Annotated in this window: 18 protein-coding genes; 12 read left to right on the top strand and 6 right to left on the bottom strand. The window is 60.6% G+C overall.

The window, feature by feature from the left end; translation table 11 throughout:
- The first annotated feature begins 8 nt into the window (after positions 1-8).
- Together IIC71_04455 and fahA are read left to right on the top strand one after the other, a co-directional pair.
- A complete protein-coding gene (locus IIC71_04455) occupies positions 9-974 on the top strand; it encodes a hypothetical protein (protein MCH7668444.1) in 966 nt (321 codons plus the stop codon).
- A gap of 26 nt (positions 975-1,000) precedes the next feature.
- Entirely contained in the window at positions 1,001-2,212 is a 1,212-nt protein-coding gene (gene fahA, locus IIC71_04450) for a fumarylacetoacetase (GenBank protein MCH7668443.1), read from the top strand.
- A gap of 208 nt (positions 2,213-2,420) precedes the next feature.
- On the opposite strand, the gene IIC71_04445 is transcribed toward fahA, so the two are convergent.
- Positions 2,421-3,380 carry a hypothetical protein gene (locus tag IIC71_04445; GenBank protein MCH7668442.1) on the bottom strand — a complete coding sequence of 320 codons (960 nt, stop codon included), beginning with the start codon at positions 3,378-3,380 and terminating at the stop codon, positions 2,421-2,423.
- A 108-nt stretch (positions 3,381-3,488) separates the two neighbouring features.
- On the opposite strand from IIC71_04445, the gene IIC71_04440 reads away from it, so the two are divergent.
- Positions 3,489-4,490: a MoaD/ThiS family protein gene (locus IIC71_04440; protein MCH7668441.1), complete on the top strand. Its 1,002-nt coding sequence runs from the start codon at positions 3,489-3,491 to the stop codon at positions 4,488-4,490.
- Here the strand turns inward: IIC71_04440 and IIC71_04435 are convergent.
- Positions 4,487-4,798, bottom strand: a complete 312-nt coding sequence (locus IIC71_04435) for a CrcB family protein (protein MCH7668440.1) — start codon at positions 4,796-4,798, stop codon at positions 4,487-4,489. The two genes, IIC71_04440 and IIC71_04435, sit on opposite strands and share 4 nt — an antisense overlap.
- 125 nt (positions 4,799-4,923) lie before the next feature.
- Here IIC71_04435 and IIC71_04430 point away from each other — a divergent pair, with 125 nt between their 5' ends.
- From IIC71_04430 to IIC71_04400, 7 genes are all read left to right on the top strand, one after another.
- Complete coding sequence (locus IIC71_04430; GenBank protein MCH7668439.1) at positions 4,924-6,018, top strand: peptidoglycan DD-metalloendopeptidase family protein; 1,095 nt, start codon at positions 4,924-4,926, stop codon at positions 6,016-6,018.
- Between the two features lie 30 nt (positions 6,019-6,048).
- Positions 6,049-6,594: a hypothetical protein gene (locus IIC71_04425; protein MCH7668438.1), complete on the top strand. Its 546-nt coding sequence runs from the start codon at positions 6,049-6,051 to the stop codon at positions 6,592-6,594.
- 8 nt (positions 6,595-6,602) lie between these two features.
- Positions 6,603-7,538, top strand: coding sequence for an asparaginase (locus IIC71_04420; GenBank protein ID MCH7668437.1), 936 nt, complete (start codon positions 6,603-6,605; stop codon positions 7,536-7,538).
- A gap of 4 nt (positions 7,539-7,542) precedes the next feature.
- Complete coding sequence (locus IIC71_04415; protein MCH7668436.1) at positions 7,543-8,445, top strand: GNAT family N-acetyltransferase; 903 nt, start codon at positions 7,543-7,545, stop codon at positions 8,443-8,445.
- Positions 8,442-9,665, top strand: coding sequence for a glycosyltransferase (locus tag IIC71_04410; protein ID MCH7668435.1), 1,224 nt, complete (start codon positions 8,442-8,444; stop codon positions 9,663-9,665). Before IIC71_04415 ends, IIC71_04410 begins: the two co-directional genes overlap by 4 nt.
- Entirely contained in the window at positions 9,662-10,090 is a 429-nt protein-coding gene (locus tag IIC71_04405; protein MCH7668434.1) for a hypothetical protein, read from the top strand. The genes IIC71_04410 and IIC71_04405 overlap by 4 nt, the downstream gene beginning before the upstream one ends.
- Positions 10,091-10,375: 285 nt before the next feature.
- The gene (locus IIC71_04400) at positions 10,376-10,924 is read left to right on the top strand and encodes a hypothetical protein (protein MCH7668433.1); all 549 of its coding nucleotides are present in this window, start codon (positions 10,376-10,378) and stop codon (positions 10,922-10,924) included.
- Between the two features lie 67 nt (positions 10,925-10,991).
- Here IIC71_04400 and IIC71_04395 read toward each other — a convergent pair whose 3' ends face one another.
- From IIC71_04395 to IIC71_04380, 4 genes are all read right to left on the bottom strand, one after another.
- Positions 10,992-11,846 (bottom strand): hypothetical protein, encoded by an 855-nt coding sequence (locus IIC71_04395; GenBank protein MCH7668432.1) that lies wholly within the window; start codon positions 11,844-11,846, stop codon positions 10,992-10,994.
- A 68-nt stretch (positions 11,847-11,914) separates the two neighbouring features.
- On the bottom strand, positions 11,915-13,069 hold the full coding sequence (locus IIC71_04390) for a hypothetical protein (GenBank protein ID MCH7668431.1): 1,155 nt from the start codon (positions 13,067-13,069) through the stop codon (positions 11,915-11,917).
- Positions 13,066-14,319: a tRNA 4-thiouridine(8) synthase ThiI gene (locus IIC71_04385; protein MCH7668430.1), complete on the bottom strand. Its 1,254-nt coding sequence runs from the start codon at positions 14,317-14,319 to the stop codon at positions 13,066-13,068. Before IIC71_04385 ends, IIC71_04390 begins: the two co-directional genes overlap by 4 nt.
- 315 nt (positions 14,320-14,634) lie before the next feature.
- On the bottom strand, positions 14,635-14,826 hold the full coding sequence (locus tag IIC71_04380) for a hypothetical protein (protein ID MCH7668429.1): 192 nt from the start codon (positions 14,824-14,826) through the stop codon (positions 14,635-14,637).
- Positions 14,827-14,836: 10 nt separating this feature from the next.
- Between IIC71_04380 and IIC71_04375 the strand changes: the two genes are divergently transcribed.
- Together IIC71_04375 and IIC71_04370 are read left to right on the top strand one after the other, a co-directional pair.
- Complete coding sequence (locus IIC71_04375; protein ID MCH7668428.1) at positions 14,837-15,799, top strand: DUF11 domain-containing protein; 963 nt, start codon at positions 14,837-14,839, stop codon at positions 15,797-15,799.
- Between the two features lie 6 nt (positions 15,800-15,805).
- On the top strand, positions 15,806-16,087 hold the full coding sequence (locus IIC71_04370) for a hypothetical protein (GenBank protein ID MCH7668427.1): 282 nt from the start codon (positions 15,806-15,808) through the stop codon (positions 16,085-16,087).
- Positions 16,088-16,185 lie beyond the last annotated feature (98 nt).

Genomic DNA, 16,185 nt, shown 5'->3' with positions numbered 1-16,185 from the left:
CCAGCGCCATGTTCCTAGACGCACGGCGCGTCCTGTTCGAAGGACTCGTCGACTACGCCGGACTGTTCCCACCGGCATCGCTGGCGATGGACGACGCGATAGCCGGGTACCGCAACGCACGCAGCTCGCCTGAGGCATGGATTGCCGGCAGGTTCATCTGCCCGGCAAGCCGTCTTGCCGAACTTGCCGCCTCGCTGATACCAACAATGGAGAACGGTGAGGCGCCATGGCCGCTCGCCGTGATCCTCGACGGCGACGTTGCGAGCGCGGCAGCGACGACGCAGGTATTCGCCGCAGAGATGGGGTCGGCGGTACAGATCGTATTCACCGAAGTGCCGCTACCGTCTGAGTTCGCACTTACATCCGGGCGCCCCGACATCGTGCCATACATCGACGCAGCGTGCTCGATCTCCCCGACCGTTGTGCCTTTCTTCGAAATACCGCGGACGGAGTCCTGGCAGACCACCCTAGATATTGTGGTTCCGGCAATCGCCAACGAAACGACCGACCGACACCGCACGCTCGGCGCCAAGCTGCGCACCGGCGGGGCGACCGCCGCGGCGTTCCCAAGCCTCGGCGAGGTCGCCGACTTCGTGATCGCATGCGCCACACACGGAGTTCCGTTCAAGGCAACTGCCGGTCTGCACCACCCATATCGACACAAGTGGGCGGATCTGGGCGTGGAACGTCACGGTTTCATCAACCTGCTCGCCGCCGCTGCGCTCGCGGACCACGGGGCGACGCGGGAGACCATCGTTGCGGCCCTCTCGAGATCGCAGGACCACCAGTTCCACATTGGTGTCGCCGGTATGACGGTCGGTGACACAACCTTCGACATCCCAGCACTACAGCGGATCAGGACCGCGCTGTTCCCGTCCTACGGAAGCTGCAGCTTCGAGGAACCGACCGAAGACCTCCGATCCCTTGAGTTGCTGCCGAGGCCGCTGGTCCTACTCCCGAAGGAGCGGCCGTGACGTCAGACCCAACACTCGACCCGGCGTTGACGTCATGGGTACCGGTCACTCAAGAGAGCGACTTTCCTATCCAGAACCTTCCGTTCGGAGTCTTCAGCACAGGAGGCGACCGTCGGTGCGCGGTCGCGATTGGTCAAGACGTCATTGACTTGGTGGTCCTCCAGTCCAGCGGCCTTCTCGACGAGCTCGGCCTACCCGATGACGTGTTCGCGACCGGGACGTTGAACGACTACCTGTCGCTCGGGAAAGACACGTGGATCAACGTAAGGAGGCGTCTGTCGCAACTTCTGGCCGAAGAGGGCGCCGGTCTTGCGGCCATCGCTGGATCCGCGCTTATCCCCCAATCCCACGCAACGATGCACCTGCCTGTGAGGATTGGCGACTTTGTTGACTTCTACTCGTCGGCGTATCACGCGACCAACGTCGGGAGGCTCTTTCGCCCAGACGACGAAGCACTTCTGCCGAACTGGCGCCATCTGCCCGTTGCGTACCACGGCCGAGCTTCGACAGTCTCCGTGTCGGGCACACCGCTTCGCAGACCGTCCGGCCAACTCCCGCGGCCAGGGGGCCCGGTGTTCGGACCAACGGAAAAACTCGACTTTGAACTCGAGATGGCCTTTGTGACCGGCCCGTCCAATCCCGGTGGCGACCCGATCGAAGTCGCCGAGGCTGAGAGCCACATTTTTGGGTTGATGCTTCTCAACGACTGGTCCGCTCGTGATATCCAAGCGTGGGAGTACCGCCCGCTCGGTCCGTTCAACGCGAAGTCGTTTGCCACAACGACGGCCCCCTGGATCGTGCAACTCGAAGCACTCGCCAATACCCGCGTGCCGCCATCCGAACAAAAACCCGAACCGCTCCCTCATCTGTCAGCCACGAAAAGCGCTGGTTTCGACATTGCTCTGAGCGTCGATCTGAACGGGAACCGTGTCTCGAACTCGAACTTTCGTCACATGTATTGGACCGTGTCGCAGCAGCTCGCGCACCTCACCTCAAATCGCACACTGATCAACCCTGGCGACCTCTACGGCTCCGGCACGATCTCGGGGCCCACGCCCGATTCGCTTGGTTGTTTGCTCGAGATCACCCGCAACGGCGCTGAACCGATCACCCTCGACGACGGCACGCAACGCACGTTCCTCCTCGACGGTGACGAGGTGATAATCCGCGGCCACGCTGGCGGCACCACCACCCCCCGTATAGGTTTCGGAGAGATCCGGACCACCATCCGCCCCTAGCTTTCCAAACAACAGTGCCGATTACTGTCGCGATCGCGGGGTGCGGCAGCACAACCGACTCGCAGAAAAATCCGGCCGAGGGCCTGTGCATCTACCCGAAAACCCGATGCCATCGCCCGGTTCGACGATCGGACCGACGGCGTGCTTGATATCGTCGGCGATGGAGTCCTCTGCTGCGACCTAATCGATGGGCCCCGTCACTGGTCTCCTACTCACTCGACCTTCGCTGCATTGCACCGGTGACGTAGCTGTCGACAAAATCGTCCGGCCAGCGGAAGGCCAACTCGAATCGCGAGAGTCCGTCGTCCACAACCAGCAGTCCGTCCAAAGGAAGCTTGCCGACGACCGTGATATCTTCGATCTCGACGATGCCGAAAAAGCGACCACATCCAGGACCGCTTTCGGAGAGCGACATTGTCCACGTCGAGACCACAGCGTCAGCGGAGCGGAACTCAACCGCAGCCTCTGGCCCCATACGGAGATCTGAAAACTCTGCTTCAACCGTGAGCAATTGTTTCGCCACGCTTACGGATAAATCGACCGACGGAGTGATGCTGCTGGCCGGCCCCCCAACGGTGGATGTCATGAGCACGGCGAACCGTGTGTTTCCAGCCGGGGCCTCTCCGCTGAAATCGATGCGATATGTTCCCGGCTCCTCAGGCAAGGACAGCCGCCACTTTCCGGACCCGAGTGCGGCGAGCGCAAGCTTCTCAGAACACTGGGCGGAATCGCGACGGAACCATGCTGTGAGCGTGCCACCGACCATCCACTCGAGGTCCACGGAGCCGTCGTTGGCCGTCGCGGCGAGCGGCACCTCCGTCCCGAAGCTATCGGCGCACACCGCGGACTCGCCCCCGGCCGCCTGCCAGCAATAGTCGAAGCCTCCGAGGCGAACTGGGAAGTCGCTCGACACAAGCATCAGATCGGGAGACTTCGGACTTTGCGCGGCAACCGGCGCGGTCTGGGATGTCGTCGAAGTAGACGCCGGAGCGATCCGCGTCGACACCGGCGTTGACAAGGGAGTGAGTTGCGCGGCCGTTGCACAGGACACCGATATCACTGCCAGAACCAAAGCCGGTTTGAACAAACGTCGTTTCATCACCGGTGAGACGCGGTCAAGTACGATGCGGTCTCCGAGACTAAACGCAAGCGCCCCGAGCTTCGTCACACCCACATGGAAACCTGCCTGAGCGCAGCTGCCCTACCGACACGTTCTCCTGGCGCGAGGCCTTGCGTTTCAGCCGCTAGCCTGGTGCTCTGAACTCTAAGGACACGTGTGGCGACTCTACGACTCTTTGCATCCCTCCGCGAAGCGGCGGGCACATCTTCAGTAGACATCGACGCGACCACTGTTGGTGCAGTGCTTGACGAGGCGTCAGGCCGCTTTGGCGACCGCTTTGCTGCAGGTCTCGAAACGGCTCAGGTGTGGCTAAACGGTGACCCCACCGATCGGGACACGACTGTTGCTGCAACGGACGAGATTGCGCTTATCCCGCCAGTGTCAGGCGGAGCGCTCGCCGAAACCGTCGATGCCCCAACGATTGACAGTGTATTGTCGGCGACGATCCTCGGTGTCTTCGCTCTCGGCCTCACGTTGAGTAGCGAAGTGTGGGTTGTGCTCTCAGTCGGTGCGGTGCTCGGGTGGGTCTGGGATGTCGGCGAGACAATGCGCGGTCGCGGTGCGCACGTAAACTTTCCGGCAGCCATGGTCGGCGCGGCTGCGGGCGCCAACGCGGTGTGGGCTTGGGGATTCACGGGGCTGGCGGGCGCGATCGCGATCGCGGCGATCGTGCCGATGGCATGGACCGTACTGGGCGCGGAACACCGCAACGTGGCCAACCTCTCACACACGGTCACTCTCTCGGTCGTGGGAACGGTGGCGTCAGGGAGCCTCGTCCTGGTGCGCTTGGCGTCGATTCAGCAGACTCGGATGCTGCTTCTCATAGCCGGACTCACCGGTGTCGGCGTTTGGATCGCAACCCGTCAAACCAGCGCCTCAAGCCACGTGTCCACATTCGACGCAAACACCGCAACTCTTGGTGCAGCCCTCCTCGGTGGAATCGCGTCGACGTTTCTAACCGAAGGGATCTCGATCCCCAGCGCCGCTCTCATCGCGATCATGACAGCCCTCGGCATGATCGCCGGCAGGTCGGTCGGCTCGCTGATCCGCACAGACCGGGTGCTCCACACGACAACATCGCCCGGGCGTCTCACAGGTCTCGACTCGATGACCCTCGGCGTAGCTAGCTACTGGGTGGCGACAACCTGGTTTCTCTAGTCGGCGATCAGCTCGCCTAGGTGGAGACCTGCCAAAGCAAAAACCAGCCCGGCGAGAACCGATACCGCAACATAGACCGCTGCGGTGCTCGCAAAGCCACCTCTCGCCAGGTTCCCCGACTCGACCGCAAATGTGCTGAACGTCGTGAACCCGCCAAGCACACCGACAAATAGGCCGAGGCGGAGATCGGCGCTGGCAGACGACCCAAAGTATCCGACAAGAAGTCCCAACATCGCTGAACCGAAGACGTTCACGGCGAACGTCCCAATCGGAAAACCGACCCCGCTGGCTGGCCGCGTCCGTGTCACCCAACTACGACCGCACGAATTGAAGTGCACGCTGAGAATTCGTGATCGACACAGCACCGAACCGTACCAGCAGTCGGCACCACCCGAGTGATGTATTCGACACGAGCGTCGCTAAGCTTGTGGTTATGACCTCACGACCACGCGCCCGTGCGCTTGTAGGGGCTGCGCTAGCGGTTTTCCTCATCATCCCGACGGGCGCACTCGCCCAGACGAAAGAGCAGATCAATCGCGCGCGGGCCGAAGAAGAAAGGGCCGTTGCGGCATACCAGATTGCCAACGACAAGCTTGAGGCGGCACTCACCGAGTATCAGCTGATCAACGCTGAACTCGAACAACTCACATACAAAACTACCCGGTTGGTGGACCAAATCAGGGCGTACGAAAGTGAGGCCACAGACCTCAAGAACCGGGCAGAAACGCTGCTGTTTGAATCGTACACGTCGAACACGAGCGCGTCGATCATCGGACTTGCCCTGTCTGCCGGATCGATTCAAGACCTCATGACAACCCAGCTTCTACTCGAACGGGCGGCCGAACGAGAAATCGCACAGCTTCAGAACTACACGTCCATCACGGTAGAAGCCAACAAGCTGAAGACGATTCTGGACACCGACAGAGTTCGTGTCGCTGAGATCAATGCGCGCAGTGAAGAACTCGTCACCGTGCTCGATAAAATCGAGCGCGAACGCGACGAACAGCTCCACGCTGCAAGCGCAACGACGCGGGCCGCCGTCAACGCATACAACCGTGAGCAGGCCCGACTCAGAGCGATCGAGGCTGCCAAAAAACGCGGCGCTTCCGGTGGATTTCCCCCCGACGCAACGCCGGGGTTGCGCTGTCCGCTTCCGGGTGGAACATTCATCAACGACTGGGGCTTCCCGCGCTCGGGCGGGAGGACGCACCAGGGAACCGACATATTTGCGGGCCGTGGCAAGTCGGTTGTCGCGGTGGGCAACGGCACCGTGCGCCTCAAGACCGGCGGACTCGGTGGCATCGTCGTGTATTTGACCACCGACTACGGGATGCGGTTCTACTACGCACACCTCGATGGATATGTGTCCGGGCTCAAGACCGGCGACCGGGTGACGGCTGGCCAAGTGATCGCCTACAACGGTGCTTCCGGCAACGCCGCCGGCGGGCGACCCCACGTTCACTTCCAGATCCAGGCGGTCGGAAGCCGGTGGAAAAACCCGTACCCGACTCTGCGAGCAAATTGTTAACCTGCATACACCGCCACTCGGAGAGCAATGATGACAGACACGCATAAACGCCGTATCGACATCGTGACAGAGTCCGCGTTCGTCGAAGGACTCGCCGATGCTGACATGGACGAGCTTCGAGAAAAGCGGTCCATCTGCAACGACCTCGATACCGAACTGTCGTACTACCGCCGGTTACTCCATGGCAGACTCGACCTTCTCAGCTTCGAAGTGCGGCGACGCTCGGGCGAAGAGACTCGTAGCCTCATCGATGCACTCCCTGAGATCCTCGCAAGCGACATGTCTGGTGGCAGTCGATCTGGCATGCCCCGCCCGTTATCGGTTGACATGCCGGACATACCCGAAGAGGGGCGCCGAATTGTTGACCGCGTCCTCGGCGATGACTTTCTGACGAGGCTACCGGTCCTCGAAGACGCCGAACTTGAAGAGATTCGCACGTCACTTGCCGATGTCGAACGATTGGTGTCACGCGACAGACGTGCGGTGTACGCCGCACATGAGCAAATCAACGACGAACTCGCCCGCCGATATCGCGAGGGCCTGACAAAAGCGGAAAACATCCTCCAGAAGTCGTAGACCGGCTCGTGCTGGCCCGCACCGTGCGCAACGGTCTCGCCGAAACGACGCATAACGGAGGCGTTGTTATTGCTGATGCGACCGGCAGAGTTCTCGCGTCATGGGGGGACACTGATCCGGTGTTTTACTGGAGATCATCTCTCAAGCTCGTCCAAGCGACCGTGTCACAGGAGGCTGGCGCAAACCTCAACCCGCAACACATGGCTATCGCCGGTTCCTCGCACTCCGGTTGGCCTATACACCTTGCAATCATCCGACAGAGTCTCGCATCTGTCGATCTCGACGAGGACGCGCTGCGTTGCCCACCGGACTGGCCGCAGGCCTCTCGGGCCAGACAACTCCTCATCGCAACCGGGCACCGCACTCCAAAACGTCTGTTCCACAACTGCTCGGGCAAGCACGCGGCGTGGCTACGCGCATGTGTCGCCCAAGGGTGGCCTCTTGACACCTATCTGGCTGATGATCACCCGCTCCAGAGACGGGTGATAGACCTGACCCGAAAGGTCTCGGGGTTTGACCCGGAACCGGTCGGCGTCGACGGGTGCGGTGCGCCGGTCCTGCGCACAACGCTCAGTGCGGCCGCACGAACCTTTGTGGGCATCTCATGTGACCCTCGTTTCGCCGAAGCCGTGTCCGCGAATTGCCGATACACCGCACTGATCGGCGGTAGCGAACGGTCTGATACAAAGCTTGGCCAATGGTGGGACGGTCCGATGAAAGTCGGCGCCGAAGGTCTTCTGGTCGCCGCCCGCCACGGTGTCGGAATCGCCGCCAAAAGCTGGTCCGGGGATGCCGGGATCGCTGTGATGCTGCTCGTCGAAGGGACGCGCCGGTACGGCCTACTATCTGATGCAGCGGTCACCGCGGTCCATGACATTGCCCACCCGACGACGATCGGCGGTGGTGTTTCCCAAGGCACCACCGAGCCGGCGTTCGAGGATTGAGTTCGTGAGCAAATCACCATTCGACAACCCAGTTTTTGCGGCTCAGCCCGCGGCGCAACTGCTCGGCCCGTTCCCCCATGCACCGTTCTTACGGGCGTGGAGAGAACACTTTCCTGCCGGTGACCTTGTCGTGCTCGCAAACAACGATTCGCTCGTCCCTCTTGTGTTTGAGGACGGCAGGGTGTCATTTGCCGGCCACCGCGATGTCACTGACTATCACTCGCCGCTCGGTCCGACCGCGGTAGATCTCCTCGCCGACTGGATCGGTGCGCTGCCAAGAGGCACCTCGTTGGTTTTCGATTCGCTGCCGGACGAAGCTGCGGCGGTTGTGATGAAAGCGATCGAAGCGACCGGGCTCACACCAACCAAGAGAATCCACGAAGTCGCCGCGGTGATGACGCTGGGCGACAGCCGGGACGAGTGGCTTGCCACGCTGTCCAAGAAACAACGTCACGAGGTCCGTCGCAAACGACGCCGCTTTGCGGAAGCGTTTGGTGAACCGAGACTTGTGACGGTATCCGGAGCAGATGCTGTGGCAACATTTGCGAAGATGCACAGAAACACCATCGGCGAGAAGGGAGTCTTCATGACGGAACAGATGGCAGCGTTCTTTCACGGTCTCCACGCGGACTCCGGGGCGACGATCACCACATTGCTGGGTGCAGACGAAAGACCCGCGGCGATGGCGTTTGGTTTCTTCGAATCCGACGCCTACTACCTGTACAACTCTGCGCTCGAGCCGTCGTTCGCTGAGGGTGCGCCCGGAGTGGTCCTCCTGGATCTCCTGATCGAGCACGTCATCGAAATGGGAGTGCACCGGTTCGATTTTCTCAAGGGTGACGAGCCGTACAAATTCCGCATGGGCGCCACCGCGCGCGATCTCTACGAAGTGGAGGCAGCGACGTGATCTCACGCATTGCCGTGCTGAGCATGCACACGTCTCCGCGCCTTCAACCGGGAGTCGGCAACGCCGGCGGGATGAACGTCTATGTCGATGAACTCGCAGTCGAGATGGCGCGACGTGGCATCCATGTTGTTGTGTTTACGCGGCGTTTCGAAACGGGGACCGAGCAGATCGTCACGGTATCGCCGCGATACACCGTTGTCCGGATCGACGCGGGTCCCCCATCTGAAATCCCTATGACCGACATGGCGAACTACGCAGACGAGTTTGCAGACGGAGTGCTGCGCTGGATAACGGAATCGGGGCTTACGTTTGACATTATCCACTCGCACTACTGGCTCAGCGGTCGGGCCGGAGTGAAGCTCAAACACGCTCTCGGGATCCCGCTGGCAAACTCCTTCCACACACTCGGCCGCGTCAAGGATGTCAACCGCCGCGCCGACGAACCAGCGTCTCCTTCGATCCGCATGGAGATCGAGTTGGACACCATTGCCCAATCAAACTGCGTGATCGCTGCGACCCCGTATGAGTTCGACGACCTCCTCGACCACTATTGCGCAGATCCGGGCCGTCTTTGCATAAGCCCACCCGGCATTGACCACTCGTTGTTTCGGCCCGGCGACAAAGAAACCGCTCGCGAACAGCTCGGGTGGGGCGCTGAGCATGTGCTGCTGTGTGTCGGTCGAATCCAGTCGTTGAAAGGATTCGACATCGCTGTCAAAACCACAGCCGACCTCCTTGGACGTGGACTCGGGGCATTCCGGCTTGTCATCGTCGGAGGACCGAGTGGCCCGACGGGCAACGATGAGCTGACCATGCTCAGGACCCTGGCAGCCGACCTCGGCATAGCGCACAACGTCGATTTCATCGATGCCAAACCTCACCGGACCCTGCCGATGTTCTACCGGGGTGCTGAGCTTCTCTTAATGCCAAGTCGCAGCGAGTCGTTCGGTCTCGTTGCAGCCGAGGCACAGGCATGTGCCCTACCCGTGGTCGCAGCCGCGGTCGGCGGCCTCTCGTACGTAGTGGAGGACGGCGAATCTGGCGTCCTCATCGATGGACACGACCCGAGCTCTTTCGCCGCGGCGATCGACAAACTCCTGTCGTCGCCCGAACACCATGCCGCGATGAGGGAAGGTGCCGTTGCGCATGCTGAACAGTTCTCGTGGGATAGGACGGTCGAGCGCCTGTTGGAACTTTACGACGGCATATCGGCGTCGTGAAGGGCAACCTTTGGGAGCAGGTCTCGGTGATTACATCCGAGTGGGTGCAAGACAACGATTCGGGTGTCGTGTGGGCGGGTGAGTTTGAAAACCGTCTCGGCATCCGAATAGAACAAGAATGCCGCGACGCGACAACGATCTGGTTTGACCCTGGGACCATCACCTTGCACTTCGAGGCATATCTCTTCGGGCGGGTGTCGAACCACGAGTTGGCGCGCCGGTTCTTGCGGTTCAACACGGGCAGTTGGCCCGTGTTGGTCGCATTCGACTCCGGAGAGGACATCTTCCTCTCCGGCCGCTTGCCAGTACAAGTTATCGACGAAGAAACACTCGGGATCATCGTTGCCGGCATCCACACGGGGGTCGAGAGACTGTTCCCCCATTGCATCGCCGCTATAAAAGCGGGGCGCGAAACATCGCGCTGAGATACTTGTCCCTAGCGGTTGTGCACAACCGACTGTGGATATGTGGACAACCCTTGAATCGAGCCGCATTCGACCACTGTGAGTAACTTCGGATTCACACAGTGCAGAGAACTCCAGCGAATAAGCGCAGTTAGAGGGGGTTGAATTCGATTTGAGGGTTCGATATGTTCCATGTAGAGACCCGACGTGCGGCAGTCAGAAACCTTAAACGGGGAAGTGCGGGGAATCCGATGCGGCACGTCGGGTCTTGCGTCTGTACACTCCCCCGGTCCCGCCACAAAGTCGATGACCTTGCAAGCCTCCCACCTCGTCCAGCTACAGCTCCCGCTTCCCTGGGAGGTGTTTGGTTTTCCGGCGCAATGGATCGGGCGCTCGGTTCGACTCACCACCGGCGACCCTGCATGGACCTGGTCGGGCGAACCGCCTGCTTTCGATATTCCGCTGGTGGAAGAGTCCTCAACGGCCACCACCGGGGTCGAGGGTTGGGCTGTCGACCATGTGGTGCTGCTTGTGCCCGACCTCACGGAGGCGGTCACGACGTTCGCCCAACTCGATCTTGCTCCCCGACTTGCAATCAAAGTCAAGGGGCGACCCGCTGCCTTCTTCCGCGCCGGCCCGATTATCGAAGTGATCGAGTCTCCGGTGCGCGGACCGTCGCTGTATGGATTGACACTTGTCGCGGACGAGCACCTCGAAGCGATAGCGTTGCGTTGGCGAGCCCGCGGTCTCAATGTGTCCTCGGTCCGTCACGCAATCCAGCCCGGGAGAAGAATCTTTACCGTCCGGGACACCGAGGCGGGTTTCGCAGTGATGTCGCCCGACCGCGCCCGTTGAACACAAACAACAATCCGGACCCATAACAATTGTCGTACCGTCGGTACCGCGCCGAAACCTTTCCTTGTTATTTCTTCAGACCAAAGAAAAACTCCCGCAGCCGTATGCGGGTGGTTGCGAAGGTCTCAAGATCAATCTTCAACGAACCGAGCCGTAAACCACTCATCGCGTCTCCGTGCCGCGTCGCGACACGCAAAGTGTCGCCGTCGTGATCGAGCACACCAAGCCCAAGACACGCTCCGCGCGCATCCTGGATGCCGACGATCATGCCGTCAAGCGGACCGAGTTCGAAACCATCAGGAAGAGTTGGTGCAAACACTGTTGACTGGACCCGCCACCTTGGCAGCGGCGCTTCCAGCTCCGCGCGGAACGCCGCGGCGAGTTCCTGTGCGGCTTCTACCGGCCCCGCAGGCAGCGCGTCAGACTCGGGCTGAAGGACGGCAACCCTTGCCGAAAGAAACCGACGCAACATCCCGATGATCGGATCCATCTCGTTGCCTCGCTGCAGGGCGATAACGATCGTGGGTTTCGCCAACTCGGCCAGGTGATATTTCAAAGTCTGGCCTACAACCCCCGCGACCACGCTAGTTGTGTCCAAAACAATGAAGTCGGCGTCAGGTCTGGCCTCGTCGATGAGCGCGGTCGCACCAACGACGTGGGGAAGCACGACACCGTTTGGCGACGTCGATCCGACGAACCGCAGTGCGTCGGCACCGTTGCGACCGCCAAAGGCACCGGGCGAGTCGATGATTCTCATCCCGACACACGCCGGCGGACCGATGGAAGATCGGGCTATGTCGGCGTCCACCATTGCACAACGCATACCGGCCTCAAGAGCATCATCTATGAGCAGCCGACCGAGGGTCGTCTTTCCGGTGCCGCGAGGTCCAATCAACATCACAACACCGCTCTCGCCAGCCATACGCTCTCGGATCGACGCGAATCTCTGCTCTTGTATAACCGGCTCCTCGATGATCGATGATTCTAAGGTCACTGGACAGGGAACGAATCTACGGCTGCGTTGCCGAAACGAGCGATGCGGGGCCGCTGATGGCTGAGCGAGGACCGATCCGAAGTCCAGGGTGCGTACGGTGCCATTGTGATCTCAGCGAAATCCAGGACCAGCGAGTCGTAGTTCACCCGCCAGCCCGAGTAGTCCAACCAGGCCTGATCTTTGTCGTCGACAAGCGGAACACCAGCTCGCTCCATGTCGTCCCACACGGCATCGAATTCGGAACGCATGATCGTTATTGGGTCGCTCGGCTCCGGGTTTTTGTTATAAGCAAGCCCGAAGAAATCGGCCAGACGCCGCAGAGCCAGGAAACCCGAACGGATGCACACCGCCGCCGAACCCCGGGGATACTTCACGTCAACGCAAGAGTGCGAAAGAGCTGCCGCATCGAGAACCGTCCCAGCAGCGGTGATCCACGAACGGTCAGCAACCGGAGATCTGAAAAAGATGAGTGCCGGATACGACGTGTGTGATTCCTCCAACTCTGCAAACCAGCGTTCCCACGCGAGGAACGTTTCGTCCAAACGATCGAGCCAGCCGATCTGATGAAATCGTATGATGAACGCGCCCGCGGACGGGGGCGTCCCGGCACGTACCTCGAGCGACGCAACCTGCACCTCCCGCCGAGCAAACACTCCGTACAGGGACGGGAAGTAGGTGATCATGAGGGCGCCAAGGAATAGCCCCAGGATCGCCTCGGAGTATCCCAGCGCCTGATGGACCCCAAACGCTGGCGCAATGAATCCCAGGGTCGTCAGCGAAGAGCCGCTCAGCACCAGCCCCGACGCCAGTGAGTCGGCGCCGGTCGCCCAGTACAACAGCGAGTACCCACTCGCCACCGCTGCCAGCCAGAACATCCCCAGCAGGACAAGACTCACAGGCGCAAAGTGCGCCATCACATGGTCACGTTGCTCGTACGTTTTCCGTCGACGCGAAAATCCTGAGAACGAAGCATGTGAGAGTCGGAACACAATCCAGTTCATGAGTGAGGATGTGCCACGCGGCAAGATCACAGTGCGTACCGCCGACAGCATTGTGCCGAGAATGAGAAACGCACCGGCCACGGCGAGCGAAAGGCTAAACGCGATATGCAGTGACGGGTTGAGCAGGGTGCCGGTAACCACCTCGGTCATGCCGGCAACGAGTCCGGCCTGAGAAAGGCTGGCACATCTTTTACCGGGTCGAAGCGCCGCAACGGTTCGCCGGGAAGCCAGGTTGCCAGGTCAACTATCTCCCAGTCAGCAAGAGCATCCGCAACGATGTCACTCCCCAGCGTTGCTTCAGCCGCGACGATGTCTCGACGTTTAGCCTGAGTGGCTACCGGCCTCCCGTCGGACAGGTCGCACACTTCTATCGCCCTCGACGAGAGGTCGAAGGTCCCGATACGTCGGGAGGTCTCGATGATCGAGTTTTTGTCCGCGGTCAGCAACGGTCGAAAGATCGGTCGCTGGATCGTTTGATCAAGCTCGACAAGGTGCGGGAACGTTTGCGACGAAACCTGACCAATGGCTTCGCCAGTCGCAAGTACAGGAATCCCCAGGCGCCCGGCGACCCCGTCACCCGCGACCATCATCAAACGTTTGAGGACAATTTGGCGAAGTCGCGCATCGAGCTGGTCGCGCAACGCGTCCTTGATGGGCTGGAACTCGATGACGTGCACACGGCCTCCACTGCCGGTCCCCCACTTCTCCCACAGTTGCTGGGCAACAGCAATGGCATGATCGGCTTGCGAGCATTCAAGTCTGAAGTGGACGAACTCCACGGCAACACCACGACTCATCAGAGACCACGCAGCCACTGGAGAATCGAATCCGCCGGATAGCAACACGAGTGCGCGCCCCTGGCTGCCGAGCGGCATCCCGCCCGCACCTTCGATGCGATCAAGCGTGACGTGGGCGCGGTGGCCCTCAATCCTCACTCGAACGGTCGCCTCCGGATTTGTGAGGTCAACACCCGCCGAAGAGTCATAGAGAGCAGCGCCAAGCGCAGCCTCGAGATCGGCAGCCCGCCAGTCGTGTGCACCTCTGCGCTTCACCCGCACCGCGAAACGTTTTCCTACAACGAGCGGCTGCGTGCGTGGCGTGAGTAGCTCGATGAGTTCGTCGAGCGTGGAGAACTCGAATGTCTCAACCCGAGCGATCGACTGTATGCCAAACACGGTTGCAAGACGATCCGCAAGTGTCTTGTACTCCGTGGTTTTGATCTCGATGCGCGCCTTGCCAAGAGATCGCATTTGCACATCGATCGGCCTGAGTGCTGCACGGATGTTCTTACGAAGCCGCTTCGCGAACTTGCGGCTCACCGAATCGGACTTTATGTAGATCTCGGACGACAGCGTCAGGTGCGCTGTGACTTCCTCTGCGTCATGTCGATTGGCGGTCATCGAGGACTCCGGTTCGGATCGGGATCGGGGTGGCGGTTCGACTAGGCCGGGATGTTCGGTCGCCTTGGCCGAAATATCTCAAGGTCATATGTGACTAGCCCGATTCTACGACACAACTGGTGATGCCAAGACAGCACCCCCCGAAATCGTTCGCACCCTTATCGGCAGGCTCGCTTCTTGGTCGTACAACGACCCGCGAAAGCGAGATGACAATGGTGGGTGGCCACGTCGTACATTCTTTTCTGAGGAGGGCTCATGTTCTGAGTCTCGCATTCCTCATCGTCGCCTTGGCTTGGTAGCAAATGCTCCGGTAGCTCAGGCCGTAATTCCGACGTCGGTCCAGACATTCCAGGGACGATTCGGGACGTACAACGCAAGTGCATCATTCATGACCGCCGCCTGCTCGCTGTCGGCGAGTTCGACGATCGTTCTCCCCGCAGCACCGGCTGGGGCGACGATCAACACCGCATACCTGGTGTGGGCTGCGTCCGGTAACACCACGGACACGACAGCAACGGTGAACGGAACATCTGTAACCGGTGTCGCAGTACAGGACTTTTTCGACCCCACCGAGGGTTACTACCAGACTCGCGCCGACATCACCTCGTTAGTGTCAGCCGCAGGCGGTTCATACACGATTGCGGATATCACCTCGTCCACTGGAGCACCGTGGTGCACCTTCGCGACCGTGATGAAGAGTGCAACAATCTACGTGTTCTACGAGGACGCAACATTGCCCGTTGTGCAGCTCAACTTCTACTCGGGACTTGAGATCGTGTACGGCAGCGAGATTACGGTCAACGTCTCTCACCCTCCATTGGCGGCCTCTGCAATCGGGGCCATAGAGGTACTCTTGTTCGAGGGCGACTCGGGCCTAAGCGGTTCCCGCAACGGATTTCTTGAGCGGTTCCGTGTGAACGGCACGGTCGTCAGCTCGGGAGACAACCAATGGAACTTATCGACTGCAGTGGCGGTCGACATGGACCTCATGGCGGTACCGTCCGGCGCCCTTTCCGCCGGCACCACGTCGACGCAGCTCCGCATGTCGTCCGGCAACGACTTTATACTTTTGTCCTCGTTTGTTCTCACCTCCGCAATCCAGTCAGCGGACATTGGAATCACCAAGGACGTCGACAACGCCACGCCGGACCCTGGTGACACGGTCACGTTCACCGTGACGGCTTCAAACAACGGAGCCAACACATCGACAAGCGTCCAAGTGACTGACGCACTTCCTGGCGGCCTGACATTCGTCTCGGCATCGACCACGCAGGGCACGTATTCGTCTGGCACGGGCATCTGGGATGTCGGTACGCTTGCGAACGGGGTCACCGAGACGCTCACAATCGTTGCAACGGTCGACGCTGGAACCGTCGGAAACACTATCGCGAACACCGCTACCAAATCGGGTGGGTCCGGGTTTGATATCGATACAACCTCAGGTTCAAGGGGTCGTTGCAACACCGCCTTGTTGGAGTGAGAGTAGATGATCGTTGAGGGCCTCGGTGGGTGTTCTCCAGCCGAGGGTCTTGCGGGGGCGGGTGTTGAGGGCGAGAGCGACAGCGTCGAGGGCACCACGTTGGAATGGGTCGACTGGTTCAACCACAAACGCATCCTTCAGCCGATAGGAGACATCTCGCCAGCCGAACACGAAGCCAACTACTACCGTGACAACAGTCCCGGCGACACAGCCGGACTCAAACAAAACAGTGGTGTTCCTCGGGCGGGTTCAGAGAGCTGGGACAGAAACGCTCCGACGGTGTCCTAACTGCCACCCAGCATGGACACCCAGAGCACCCGACCGCGTTCTGGCGTCCATTTGTGCATCAATGTGCGGTGGTTTCAAGTGGTGTGCGCGCAGGGGAG

It is taken from the genome of Acidobacteriota bacterium (genome assembly GCA_022562055.1).
Lineage (GTDB): Bacteria > Actinomycetota > Acidimicrobiia > Spongiisociales > UBA5794 > BMS3BBIN02.
The sequence above is the reverse complement of the archived record's forward strand: the minus strand, read 5'-3'. Positions and strand labels throughout refer to the sequence as shown.